12 protein-coding genes are annotated in these 13,528 nt (G+C 38.9%); 9 read left to right on the top strand and 3 right to left on the bottom strand.

Features of this window, described 5'->3' with window-relative positions; genetic code table 11:
- Positions 1-4: 4 nt before the first annotated feature.
- Together khtT and V6D41_RS11740 are read right to left on the bottom strand one after the other, a co-directional pair.
- The gene (gene khtT / locus V6D41_RS11745; protein WP_087991231.1) at positions 5-502 is read right to left on the bottom strand and encodes a K(+)/H(+) antiporter subunit KhtT; all 498 of its coding nucleotides are present in this window, start codon (positions 500-502) and stop codon (positions 5-7) included.
- Between the two features lie 57 nt (positions 503-559).
- Positions 560-877, bottom strand: coding sequence for a hypothetical protein (locus V6D41_RS11740; RefSeq protein WP_333518318.1), 318 nt, complete (start codon positions 875-877; stop codon positions 560-562).
- 177 nt (positions 878-1,054) lie between these two features.
- Between V6D41_RS11740 and V6D41_RS11735 the strand changes: the two genes are divergently transcribed.
- Complete coding sequence (locus V6D41_RS11735) at positions 1,055-1,822, top strand: enoyl-CoA hydratase (protein WP_333518317.1); 768 nt, start codon at positions 1,055-1,057, stop codon at positions 1,820-1,822.
- Between the two features lie 20 nt (positions 1,823-1,842).
- Here the strand turns inward: V6D41_RS11735 and V6D41_RS11730 are convergent, their stop codons facing one another.
- Positions 1,843-2,028 (bottom strand): YhzD family protein, encoded by a 186-nt coding sequence (locus tag V6D41_RS11730; RefSeq protein WP_148964143.1) that lies wholly within the window; start codon positions 2,026-2,028, stop codon positions 1,843-1,845.
- A gap of 133 nt (positions 2,029-2,161) precedes the next feature.
- On the opposite strand from V6D41_RS11730, the gene V6D41_RS11725 reads away from it, so the two are divergent.
- From V6D41_RS11725 to V6D41_RS11690, 8 genes are all read left to right on the top strand, one after another.
- Positions 2,162-3,058: an ABC transporter ATP-binding protein gene (locus tag V6D41_RS11725; protein WP_148964144.1), complete on the top strand. Its 897-nt coding sequence runs from the start codon at positions 2,162-2,164 to the stop codon at positions 3,056-3,058.
- Entirely contained in the window at positions 3,051-4,310 is a 1,260-nt protein-coding gene (locus tag V6D41_RS11720) for an ABC transporter permease (RefSeq protein WP_148964145.1), read from the top strand. Before V6D41_RS11725 ends, V6D41_RS11720 begins: the two co-directional genes overlap by 8 nt.
- A 648-nt stretch (positions 4,311-4,958) precedes the next feature.
- Positions 4,959-6,167 carry a glycosyltransferase family 4 protein gene (locus V6D41_RS11715; protein WP_333518316.1) on the top strand — a complete coding sequence of 403 codons (1,209 nt, stop codon included), beginning with the start codon at positions 4,959-4,961 and terminating at the stop codon, positions 6,165-6,167.
- A gap of 5 nt (positions 6,168-6,172) precedes the next feature.
- Positions 6,173-7,462 (top strand): glycosyltransferase family 4 protein, encoded by a 1,290-nt coding sequence (locus V6D41_RS11710; protein ID WP_333518315.1) that lies wholly within the window; start codon positions 6,173-6,175, stop codon positions 7,460-7,462.
- Positions 7,463-7,511: 49 nt separating this feature from the next.
- A complete protein-coding gene (locus V6D41_RS11705; RefSeq protein WP_148964148.1) occupies positions 7,512-8,789 on the top strand; it encodes a nucleotide sugar dehydrogenase in 1,278 nt (425 codons plus the stop codon).
- A 66-nt stretch (positions 8,790-8,855) separates the two neighbouring features.
- Positions 8,856-9,965: a non-hydrolyzing UDP-N-acetylglucosamine 2-epimerase gene (gene wecB / locus V6D41_RS11700; RefSeq protein ID WP_333518314.1), complete on the top strand. Its 1,110-nt coding sequence runs from the start codon at positions 8,856-8,858 to the stop codon at positions 9,963-9,965.
- 84 nt (positions 9,966-10,049) lie between these two features.
- Positions 10,050-10,820, top strand: coding sequence for a hypothetical protein (locus V6D41_RS11695; RefSeq protein WP_333518313.1), 771 nt, complete (start codon positions 10,050-10,052; stop codon positions 10,818-10,820).
- Entirely contained in the window at positions 10,820-13,519 is a 2,700-nt protein-coding gene (locus V6D41_RS11690; RefSeq protein ID WP_333518312.1) for a glycosyltransferase, read from the top strand. The genes V6D41_RS11695 and V6D41_RS11690 overlap by 1 nt, the downstream gene beginning before the upstream one ends.
- Positions 13,520-13,528: the final 9 nt, after the last annotated feature.

Below are 13,528 nucleotides of genomic sequence, written 5' to 3'. Positions count from 1 at the left end.
CCGATTACACGCCCTCTCCAGAAAGAAAATCGTGAATCAGTTTCTTCAGATGCTTTCTTTCACCTGAGAGGACAAGTGTGTCATTTTCTTCAATAACCGAGTCTGCCCCAGGGTTTAAAAGTTTTTCCCGGCTGTGCTTGATGATGGCGATCACAGTGACATCGCAGTTCTGGCGGACATCAAGCTCCCCGAGTGTTCGCCCGATCGACTTGGCGCCTTTTTCAACCTTAAACCATTCAATAATGAGATCGCTGAAGGCCATTTCGATCGACTCCAGTGCTTGTGGTTTATAGACCATGCCACCGAGAATAGCCGCAATTTGCCTTGCTTCGGAATCATCCAATGAGATATTGGAAAGAAGCTCATCCGGGTCCCGGTCATGAAACCGGTAAATTTCTCTTCTTCCGTCATCATGAATGATAATGGTCATCTTTTCGTGACTTCTCGTTTCGATTTCAAATTTTTTGCCGATGCCCGGCAGATCGTTTTCTTTAATATTCAATGAAAATCCCTCCGAATGTAGTGTGGGCTAAATGGGGTGAGTTACAAACAAGAACATTTATATTCGGAGGTAATTAGACTGGTATTTGACAGGGACGGCGCAAACCTTTTCCAGCCTGTTTATCAGCGGTTCGTCAAGGGGTTTGACAGACAGCTGCCTGACAGACAGCGCCAGCGGACTGTATTCTTTGACCAGCTCTGCGATGTACAGGCTGCCCGGCGACGGCGTTTTGGCCGACTGTGTTTCCTGCGGATATGAGGACATAGGCACATAGCTGTCAGTGGTTTCTTCAAGCTGGGAAGGCAGAACGACGTCCGAAGGGGGAAAGTAAACCACAAATAAACTTAACAGTAAACTGACAAGCAATTTATCCATGCTTCCTCTCCTCCTTTCGAATAGCCCTCTTTCACTATATAAAACTTTATGTTTCCACTCAAACAATATGCATTTTTCAGTATCTATTGATCTTGAAAAATAAAGAGGTTTATTGGAGGATGGCGGGGAATGTATAGGAGAAAGAAAAAAGCAAACGCATACATGGAGGTGCTTCACATGGAGTTTATTCAATATGAATCGAATGGAACCGTTGCGGAGATTATCTTGAATCGCCCTGAAGCCCATCACGCCCTGAATGAACAGATGCTGTCTGAACTGAAGGAGGCGGTTGAAAAGGCAGCTGCAAGCGAGGCGCTCATCGTTCTCCTGAGAGGAACCGGGAAAGGCTTTTCAGCCGGCGGAGATATTCGGATGATGACATCAGAGCATGACCCTGATGAATTTAAGCGGCTGATGGATACGATTGAGGCTGTCACTCTGTCATTATATCAGATGAAGAAAGTGACAATTGCAGCTATTCACGGCGCTGCTGCGGGACTGGGTCTGAGTTTAGCGCTTTGCTCTGACATTGTGCTCGCGGAAAAAAATGCCGTTCTCGCGATGAATTTTATCGGCATTGGGCTTGTTCCGGACGGCGGAGGGCATTATTTGCTGAAGAAAAGAATTGGGGAAGCGAAGGCGAAAAAGCTCATTTGGAGCGGGAAAAAAATTTCCGCCGCGGAAGGCACCGATATGGGCCTCCTTGACGGGACATTTGCCGGAGACCCTGCGGAAGGCGCAAGACCCTTTATTGAAACCCTTTTGGCCTCGCCTCTTTTGGCGATGATCGAAACAAAAGCCATCTTTCAAAGCCTCCAGCTTGAAGAACTGCAAAAGGTGCTTGCACTTGAACGCAGCGCCCAAGAGAAAATGAGAAGGACCAAGGATCACCAGGAAGGAATCCGTGCCTTTTTGGAAAAACGAGAGCCGAAGTTTCAAGCGTAACAGATCAGCCGGAAAGCTGATCATCTATGAAACAAAATCAGCTTTCCGGCTGCATTGACTACACGATGGGTGTGACTGTGCAGCTCTTTTTCTTTTAATAGGGCTTCACCACGCATTTTAGCCGTTTCTTCATTTTCTGCCTCAAATCGCTCGTTAACCAGTGTTTCCCCCGAAGGATCAAAAGCTGTAAGGAAATAATCAGCCATCAGGTTTCCCCTCCATTTTCAAGGTTTATCAGTCTTTCTTCATTTATAATTATATTCTAAAAAAGAATTCAAAATCCTTTATTAAGTTTGATCCAAAATTAGTATATAATGGGTCAGGGAAGGAGGAGATTTGGTGCTTAAGATTGATCACGTAACGAAGACATTTGGAGATTATAAAGCTGTTGACGGATTGGACTTAGACATTCCGGAGCAGCAAATGTTCGGTCTTTTAGGCGCAAACGGAGCGGGAAAAACGACGACGTTTCGCATGATCCTTGGTTTATTAAGCATTACGGAGGGCTCAATCAGCTGGAAAGGCCGTCCTGTGAATTACAATATCAGCAACAAAATCGGTTATTTGCCGGAAGAGCGGGGCCTTTATCCGAAAATGAAGGTGAAAGATCAGCTTGTCTATCTTGCCAGATTAAAAGGGATGGAGAAGCAGGAGGCTGTAAAAGAGCTCGGCACATGGCTTGAACGCTTCAATATAACAGATTACGAGAATAAGAAGGTGGAAGAGCTTTCGAAGGGAAACCAGCAGAAAATCCAATTCATTTCGGCTGTTTTGCATAAGCCGGAGCTGCTGATCCTTGATGAACCGTTCAGCGGTCTGGACCCTGTCAATGTTGAGTTGTTAAAAGAGTCTGTGATTTCTCTTAAAAACAGCGGTGTTTCTATTTTATTTTCCAGCCACCGGATGGAGCATGTGGAGGAGCTTTGTGAGCACCTGTGCATATTACAGAAAGGAAAGCCGGTTGTGCAAGGCAGGCTGAAGGAGATCAAGCGTTCCTTCGGCAAGAAAAATGTCACGATCCACTCCGATGACGATCTGCGTTTTTTGCAGTCTCATGAAGGCATTCTCAAATGGAAGGAAACGGCTGGCGGCGTCAAGCTGCAGATCGCTAATGAAGATATTTCTCAAGAGATCTTTGCCATGCTCCAAGGAAAAGGGTTTATTAGAAAGTTTGAGCTTGAAGAGCCGTCACTGCACGATATTTTTATAGAAAAGGTGGGCGCCGTCTATGAATAAATTTTGGCTCATGCTTTCTCATACATATAAAAATAAAATAATGGCAAAATCCTTTATTATCTCGACTGTCATCACGGTACTGCTTGTTTTAGTTGTAACGAATATGGAGTCGATCATTTCTATGTTTCAAGGTGATGATACGAAAGAAAAAATCGCCGTTGTTGATGAAACAAACGAATTATATCCGATTTTCTCGAAGCAGCTGAAAGCGGTGGATACAGACGGCGGTCTAGATGTGAAGCAGTCGAAGCAATCGGAGGATGAGGTCACAAAGCAAGTCAAAGATGAAGCGCTCGATGGCATGCTCATCATCAAACGAGATGAAAAAGGGGCCATTTCAGGAACTTATAAAGCGTTAACGATTTCTGATGATAGCACGTACCATACGCTGCAGCAGGCGCTGACGCAAACCAAAACGGCTGTCGGAACAGCGGATCTCGGTGTCTCGCAGGAAACGATCAGCAGTCTTTATGCGCCCGTTACTGTCGGACAGGAGACGCTGAAAGAGGGGGCGAAGTCTGAGGAAGAGCTTGGCCAGACAGCGGGGCTTGTTTACATTATGCTGTTTGTCATTTATTTCTCAGTCATTATGTATGCCAGTATGATTGCGATGGAGGTCGCAACCGAAAAATCCTCGCGTGTCATGGAAATCCTGATCTCGAGCATGCCGCCGATCCAGCAGATGTTTGCAAAGCTGCTTGGCATCGGGCTCGTCGGAATGACGCAGCTTGCTGTCATCATAGCCGCTGGCTCATTGTCGCTAAAGCTGAACAAAACGAGCGAAACAGCTTCATCTGTCGGAGGATTCCTTAATCTGACCGACGTTTCAGCAGCCACTGTCATCTATGCTGTGATTTTCTTTTTGCTCGGATACTTTTTATACGCGACACTCGCCGCGTTTCTCGGCAGTGTCGTCAGCAGAATAGAGGACGTTCAGCAAACGATCACGCCAATGACACTTTTGGTTGTCGCCGGTTTTATGATCGCGATGTTCGGCTTGAATGCACCTGACGCAGGATTTATTACGGTAACCTCGTTTATTCCGTTTTTTACGCCAATGATTATGTTTTTGCGCGTCGGCATGCTTGATATTCCGTTCTGGCAGGCTGCTGCCGGTATCGGAATCACACTGCTCACCATTGTCATACTGGCTGTCATCGGCGCCAGAATTTACAAAGGCGGTGTGTTGATTTACGGCAATTCAAGCGCGTTCAAAGCGATCAAACAAGCGCTTCGTTTAGCGAAAAACTGATTGAAAAACAGCCTGGGCATGAGTTCGGATTTACAGGACTCATGTCTTTGAGTTTTACTTTTATTTGTTCTAGATTTGTAGTAGCCAATATATAATTCAAGGTTGTGGTCAAAATGTTATGTGCCCTTAAATTTAGGTGCAGAAATTCAGACCTTAAGATGCCAAATAGTGAAGTACGTCTAGCTTATAATGGTCTGGTTAAAATTTGTATTTGACTCCAATATTGAAGTTTACTTTTGTGAACTCCGATATGATTCGAGATCTCATTCAACTCTTGCTTCTATTTATGTAGCGTTTGACCACGTTTATTCATTTCACCTGTAAATTTATCCAAAAGAAAAGCAGTCTTATAAGCGTTTGACGAATTTTGATGTGCTTTTGCATCTGCAAGTTGAGGGTCTAAGTGCCTATTTGATTTTCATTTTGTGATTCTAATTTCCTAAAAAAGCATATAAGAATTATGTCGAAATTCGTAAACCCCTGTTGCAATTGTCGTTTTATAAATATTATAATCTTGATAGACTGGCAAAATTATATGAATCTGTTTTATTTGGTATGTCTATGGCGTATTTGTTATCTTTTGGGTGGTGGATAATTTAAAAAATAAAAATTTGTATTTAATTTTTTGTAGAAGTGTGGGGAGTTTTTTTGAAATTTAAAATTTTAATGATTACACAAAATTTTTATCCTGAAATCGGCAGTGCGGGTAACCGTATGAAGAACATGTTCCTCATGCTTAAACAAAAAGGATATCATGTAGAAGTTTTGACTACTGAGCCAACCTATCCTTCCAGAGAAATTTATTCGCAAGACTGTTTATGGAATGAACAAGAGATCGACTTTGATCAAAACATTACTCGATTGTCAGTACAAAACAAAAAATATTCTACCAACCTTTTCAGTCGTCTTTTTTATTATCTAGAGATTATGTTTAAGATGTTTTTTTATGTCACAAAGGATAAAAAAAAATTTGACATTGTGTTTGTTACTTCTCCGCCTATTTTTGTAGCCTTTGTCGGATTTGTTGCGAAATACCGGTATAAAGCAAGAATGTTGCTGGATGTAAGGGATTTATGGCCAGAATCTCTAAAAGGTGTGGGTGTATTTCATCATTCTTTAATCATTTGGCTTTTTGAAAAAATAGAGTCTGCTTTATATCGGAAGGCAGATCATATCATTATCAACAGTGAAGGATTTATAACTCATTTTAAAAATAAATCAGAAGATTTAATTAAAAAATTGATGTTTCTTCCGAATGCAGCTAGAAAAAATGAGATAGTGTTAAGAGAGCGTCAAGAAACTTCAACATTTCACGTAGTTTATGCAGGCAATATCGGCCTAGCCCAAGATGTCACAATCTTAAAGCAGCTTGCTGAAAAGCTTGATTATTATAATATTTCTTTAACTGTTATCGGTTATGGAGTTCACAACCAGAACTTTGCGGACTTCGTTCATCGTCATGAACTTAAAAATGTAAAACTTCTGAAACCGATGGGGAGGCAAGACTGTTTAAATCAAATGGCTCTCTGTGATGTTGGAATTGCCATACTAAATAATTCTAATGTTTTTGAAACCGTTTTGCCTGGAAAGATTATTGACTATTTAACTTGTAAACTTCCTGTTGTAGCTTCATTGTCAGGCTATCCTAAGAAATTGATTGAGGACAAAAAAATAGGATTTGTTACAAACAGTCAATCAGTAGATGAAATGGTAGATTATATTTTGAAGCTTCATCATAATTCTGTGTTGTTGCGAATGATGAAACAGAATTGCGGGAAATTTATAGAAGAAAATTTCTTGTGGGAAAATAATATTAATAAGTTAACAAATGTGATAGATAAAATTACCAAAGGTTGATAATAATGATGAGAACGAAAGTTTGTATGTTTGTCTGGAATCATTTCACAAATGACGCTAGGGTAATGAGAGAATGTATGGCATTATCTGAAAATATCTATGATGTAGACTTAATTTGTATCGACGATCCGAAAAACCCTGATCTGAAAGCTTTTGAAGAATACAATCAACATTTTCGCGTTCACCGTGTAAAAAGATACCCTGATAGCATGATGTTTTTTCAAAAAGTAAGACAATTCAAATCTCTGTTGCTTTTGGCTTTTCTTTTATGGTTGTTAGTGATTTATTTCCTGCCAATTCCTGCGATTGTGTGCACTCTATTTGCTTTTGTTGTTCTCAAAACGAAACTTAAAACAGCTATCGTCCGAGGAAGTATCATCCTAAGAATGATTTTAAAAGGTTTTAATAAAAAATATGATTTATATCATTCAAATGATTTAAATACCCTTCCTCAAGGCTACATTTGTTCAAAGTTTCGCCTAAAGAAAAAAAAGCTTATTTATGATTCACATGAAGTTCAAACTAGCAGAACAGGATACGATAGTAGTTTTTACGGAAAAATGGAAGCTTTTTTAATTAAAAAAATAGATGCCATGATTGTCGAAAACCATACAAGAGCGGAGTACAATGAGGTTCTTTATGGGTTTTATCCCTATGTCGTTCATAACTATCCTTTTAAGCAAATAGAGTCTATGGAAAAAATTGATCTCCACAAATTATTGAACCTCCCCCAAAATGAAAAAATACTGTTATATCAGGGGGGGATACAAACAGGGAGAGGGCTTGAAAATCTTGTCAAAGCGACTCCGCAGTTTAATGAAGGCACCCTTGTTTTTATTGGAGATGGCCGAATAAAGCCTGATTTAGAAAGAATGGTTGCGGAATTGGATATTGGAGATAGGGTTAAATTCCTGCCCAAAGTTCCATTAAATGACCTTCCTAAGTATACAAGAAATGCATATCTGGGTTTTCAAGTTTTAAATAATGTTTGTTTTAATCACTATTCTGCATCTTCTAACAAACTATTTGAGTATATGATGGCCGGAGTTCCAGTAGTCGCATGTAACTTTCCTGAAATCAGGAGGGTGACAGAAGGGGAGGGAACCGGCGTAATAGTAGATTCCCATGACTCGGATTCTATTGCCGAGGGAGTTAATCAGCTCCTGGGCAATCCTGAATTAAGAGAAGAGTTAAGGAAAAATAGCCTAAAAGCAAGAGATCTATATAACTGGGAACAAGAAAAAACCGCTTTTTTAAGAGTTTATAGTAATTTTTATAAAAATCGTTTAGCCTAGTTTTTATATCATAATTAGTTAATTAGTATCAAAAAGGAGCATATAATATATGAAAATCTGTACTATGGGTCTTGGTTATATTGGATTACCTACATCTATTATGTTCGCAAAGCATAATGTTGAAGTAGTAGGTGTTGATGTTAAGCAGGAAGTAATAGATTCTTTAAACGCTGGTACCATCCATATTGAAGAGCCGGGGCTTCAAGAAGCTTTGAATGAAGTGGTTCAAGCAGGCAATTTTAAGGCGTCTTTGATGCCGGAAGAAGCAAAAGCGTTTATTATCTCTGTGCCAACCCCAAATCGAAACGATGAACATAAATCTTGTGACTTAACTTATGTGCTTGACGCAGTTAAGACTATTCTACCCTTTGTAAAAAAAGGAAATGTCATTATTGTTGAATCGACGATCGGGCCGAGAAGTATGGATGACTATATAAAACCTCTTGTGGAACAGGCAGGCTTCGTTATCGGAGAAGATGTGTATTTAGTTCATTGTCCTGAAAGAGTGCTGCCAGGCCAGATTCTTCACGAATTGATATATAATAACCGTATTGTGGGTGGGATAACCCCGGCCTGCACAGAAGAGGGAGCAAAAGTTTACAGCACCTTTGTGAAAGGTGAAATTATAAAAACAAATGCTAAAACGGCGGAAATGTCAAAGTTGATGGAAAATACGTTTAGAGACGTAAATATCGCTTTGGCAAATGAGCTTGCAAAAGTGTGTAATGAACTCGAAATCAATGCTCATGACGTCATTGAAATGGCAAATAAACACCCTAGAGTCAATTTACATCAGCCTGGACCGGGTGTTGGCGGACATTGTTTAGCGGTCGATCCATACTTTATCGTGGCCAAAGCGCCTGAAACTGCTAAGCTGATTGATCTATCACGTTCCATTAATACATCAATGCCGTATTATGTGGCGGACAACGTAAATGCGTTGCTAGAGAAAACAAATGGAAAAACGATTACTGTATTTGGTCTAACTTATAAGGGAAATGTAGATGATATTAGAGAAAGCCCTGCAATGGAAATCTTTGAATTATTAAAAGAACAGGGAAGATATGAAGTAAGGGCATATGATCCACATGTAAAAAGAGATTTTGTAATAAATGATGTCGAAGAAGCCGTGAAAGAGTCCGATTTAATTTTAATTCTAGCCGATCATGATGAATTTAAGAAATTAAACTGGGATCGGTTATCAAACATGTCTACGAAGCAAATATTTGATACAAAAAACATTGTGAAAAATCGTTCTAAAGATTTTAAATATATCAATTTAGGAAGTCTGCATGAGTTTATTCAAAAAGAAGCAGTACTGATCTAAAATTTGGCACATTGTTTTTTCAGACAACTATATGAGACCAAATAGCTCTAAGCGGGGGTAAAAGCATTGAAAAAAATAAAAGTTATGACCATATTCGGGACTCGACCTGAGGCAATAAAAATGGCTCCTCTTGTCCTTGAACTTAAAAAATATCCTGATCATATTGAATCTTTGGTCACAGTTACTGCACAACATAGGCAGATGCTTGACCAGGTTCTGAGTGCTTTTAATATTAAACCAGACTTTGATCTGGATATCATGAAGGACCGGCAGACACTAGCAGATATTACTACTAGGGCACTGACGAAATTAAATGAATTATTAGTTCAGGAAAAACCTGATATCGTTCTTGTACATGGTGATACAACAACGACTTTTGTTGGCAGTCTTGCCGCATTTTATAATCAAATCTCTGTAGGGCATGTAGAAGCAGGACTGAGAACGAGAAATAAGTACTCTCCTTTTCCTGAAGAAATCAACCGCCAGATTACGGGTGTCATTGCAGACTTGCATTTTGCGCCTACAGAAAAGTCTAAACAAAACCTTTTAGAGGAAAACAAAGACCTTGAACAAATCTATGTGACGGGAAACACTGCGATTGATGCCTTAAAAACGACTGTCCGAGGTGATTACCATCATGAAGTGCTTGATCAACTAGGTAATGACCGAATGATTCTTTTAACTGCTCACCGAAGAGAAAACATAGGTGAACCTATGGAAAATATGTTTCGTGCTATCAAAAGAATTGTTGAAGAGCATCATGACATTCAAGTTGTGTACCCGGTTCATTTAAACCCCGTCGTTAGGGAAACAGCAGAGCAAATTTTGGGAAGCTTGGATCGGGTTCATTTAATTGAACCTTTGGAAGTCATAGATTTCCACAACCTTGCCTCAAAATCATATTTGATTTTAACTGATTCAGGTGGAGTGCAGGAAGAAGCCCCTTCATTAGGTAAGCCCGTGCTTGTTTTGCGGGATACGACAGAGCGGCCTGAAGGAATTGAAGCAGGGACATTAAAACTTGCAGGTATAGAAGAAGAAGTCATTTACAAGTTGACGAAACAGTTATTAACAGATGAGGAAGAATATGAAAAAATGTCTAAGGCTTCAAACCCTTATGGAGATGGACATGCATCTAAGCGCATTGTTGAAGCTCTATTACAATATTTTTCATGAAAGATCCAATAGTCTGCCTTATGGCAGACTATCACGGAATTAATTTTATATTCCCTCACTTATGCAGAAAGGGATGAAGATGTTTTGAAACCTGTTTTCTCAGAAGCAGCTCAGAAAGAAGATGAAAAAGCGATCCAGTTTTTACAATTGGACGATAACAATCCAATCAAGTGGGAATATACATCAGCTGTGGGGGACCACGTTCTTATTGCAGTGAGGTCTAGTAATCTTGGCAACGAATATTTGTCCGCAATTGGAAAAAAAGTGATGTATTTAAGAAATGACCTTGAAGAAGAGAAAGAAGCAGGTCTTGAAACGTTCGACACCATTCTATTGGGAGCTCTCCCAAAGATGGTATTTGATTCAGACAGATATATTGAACGGCTTACGCCATATTTATCACCGAATGGAAGATTTGTACTATGGACTTTTATAAAAGATATAAACCTAGATCGTCTCCTTGCTCTAATTATAAAATCTTACCATCTTGGTTTACGTGTGAAAGTTCAAAGGGGGCACAATTGGCTGGGCTTGAAATTAGAGCATTCCAAAGAAACAGCCGTTAACGATATATCAGAGGCAATCCGTAATGTAATTGATTTTCTTCATTTACATGATGAAAAACAAATTCAGCCTTACGAAAAACAAATATCTTCCCTTTTGAGCGAATTAACGGCCCTGAAGAAAGAGCTTGTTGAGTCATATAAAAAAGAAGAAAAATTGCTGCAACATCAAAAAAAGATAGACAATCAAACAAAGTATCTTGAGAAGCGCTATCAAGCACTCTCTTCTTCAAAATTAGGACGCTTAACCCTTTTTTATTGGAAATTCAGAAAAAGAAGAGGTAACCGTTGATGTCGAATATTGATCAACGTCTTATGACCATTAAACAAAAAATAAATAGACTGACAAAAGAAATTGCGGTTGATAACGCTGCTATAAAGGAGTTTAACAATAAAAAGAGCTTAGCTGTATTAAATGATAGAAAAAATAAGCTATCAACCTTAAGAAACAGCCAAGCGGCTAAAAATAAGCCAACTTCTTCTCAAAATAGCATAATGACACCATCTGAAAAGGAAGCCTATTTGAAGTTTTTGGAGAAAAACCACAAAAAAGGTTATTATGATGAAATTCAGGAACAAATTAAGCAACTTCCGGACAGTAATGGTTCAAGGTATTATAAAAAACTTGATCTTCAAATTGGAATTATTGCAGATGAATTTTTATTTAAAAGTTTAGAGGATGCTGCGAATTTTCATTATATTACTTTTGAAAATTACAAGAATTTCGGTGATAAAATCGATATCTTTGTTCTTGCCACTGCATGGAGAGGGCTTGATGGAACATGGAAAGGCCTTGGAAATCCGAAAATAAAAAAAATTCGAGATCAGGTTCGCAACATTATTGAATTTTATAGAAGCAAACATATACCGATTGCCTTCTATTCAAAAGAAGACCCAGTTAATTATGAGTTTTATATAGACTTGGCTCAGCAAGCAGACCATATCTTTACTACTTGCCAAGAAGTCCTTGACGATTACCGAAGAGATTGTCCTTCAGCAAAGACGTTTGATGTATTGGAGTTTGGTGTTAACCCAATTTATCATAATCCAATCGGAACAAGATTGTTCAGAAGGCAGGATATACTATTTGCAGGGTCATGGTATCATAAATATCCCAACAGACAGCATGACAGCCGTATTCTCTTTGATGGTGTATTGGATGCGGGCCGTGAGTTAACTATCATTGACCGAAATTTCCCATTACAGCTGCCAGCTCATTTTTACCCAAAGGAATATATTCCTTACGTTGTGCCGGCTACAGATCATGAAACTTTGCAAAAAATTCATAAGATGTATGATTTCACATTGAATTTAAATTCTGTAAAAGACAGCAACACTATGTTTGCCAACCGAGTATATGAATTGCAGGCAATGGGCACGGTTGTATTATCCAATTACAGCATCGGAATAAATAGCAAATATCCAAACGTTTTTCTGGCCCCTTCTAGAGAAGAATTGACGGATTACTTAAACTCATTATCCGCAAATGAAATATATGAACTGCAGATGCAAGGCGTTAGAAAAGTGTTGAACGGCGAAACGGCATTTGACAGAGTAAATAAAATTGCGGAAATTACAGGACTTGAAAAGTATCAATTAAATAAAAAAGTGCTTGTAGTCGCAAAAGAAGATACATCTGAAATGAGAGAGCAATTCAACCGTCAATCTTATAAATATAAAACATTTATGGTAGAAAAAGATGTGACTGAACAAATTTATGCAGAGCATGATATGGTTGCATTTTTCGATGTAGATTACCGTTACGGAGAATTTTATCTCGAGGACATGGTCAACGGTTTTAAATATACAGATTCGGATTATATTACAAAAGATGCGTACTATCGTTCTTCTCAAGAGTATGTTCCCGGGATTGAACACCATTATGTAGATGAGATGAAAGATCGTCACCGTACGGTGTTCTGGAGAGAAGCGTTTGAGTGGCAAACGCTAAAAGATATGGAACCTGGTGAACTGTTAAAAGGATACAGCGTGGACCCTTTAGAGATCTTGACTGATCCAAAATGTAAACAGGAGAAAGAAAACAAATCATATAAAATTTCGGTGATTGTACCGACTTATAATAATGGGGAGCATTTAAGATTTAAATGTTTTCAAAGTCTATCCAGAAGCAGTATTTTTGAGGAAATGGAAATTATTATAGTTGACGACGGTTCAACAGATGGCTATACACCTAATGTTGTTAAAAGGTTGCAAGAAAAATACCCAAATGTCAAAACGTATTTTTATCCGCAAGGAGGCAGCGGAAGTGCGTCAAGGCCGAGAAATAAAGGATTAGATTTGTCTTCTTCAGAATGGATAACCTATCTAGATCCGGATAATGAAGCGATTAATGATGGGTATGCCGCTCTTTTACAGGAAGCTAAAGGATCTTCATATGACATGGTAATTGGTGATATGGTTCGATTATCAGATCAAGAGCAGTTATTTTCCTACTACAAAACCATGATGGGATTTAATAACGGCAGAGCATCTCGGAAGGGGCCACATGAGGAATTTCTCAAAAAGACTTATTTTAAGGCAATGAGCATGCAAGCTCTTGTCGCCAACAGAGAATGGCTTGTCAATTCCGGAATAAAGATGATTGAAGGGGCAATAGGAGAGGATACTCTCGTTTTTCATGAAATGATTCTTTCATCAAGGGAATTTAAAGTGATTGATTTACCTATTCATATTTACTATGCAATGGTCGAAAATTCTTCAGTTAACAATATAAACAAAAGATTTTTTGAGCGATATATGCTACTTGAAAAAGGGCGAATTGCTTGGCTGAAAAAAGAAGGACTATTAAAGGATTATCAAGATATTCGGCTTGAGAATTATATAAAGAATTGGTATATGGTTAAATTGGCCATGGTAAATGAAGAGGAAAAAGACGCAGCAAAAGATCTTCTAGTGCAAATACTGAGGTTGTATGAAGGAATGAATTGGAAAGATCAAGATATAATAAGTTTCTTAGAGTCAGAAATTTAGGTAAGGGGG

The organism is Bacillus sp. 0102A, assembly GCF_036765155.1.
Taxonomy (GTDB): domain Bacteria; phylum Bacillota; class Bacilli; order Bacillales; family Bacillaceae; genus Bacillus; species Bacillus subtilis_G.
The sequence above is the reverse complement of the archived record's forward strand: the minus strand, read 5'-3'. Positions and strand labels throughout refer to the sequence as shown.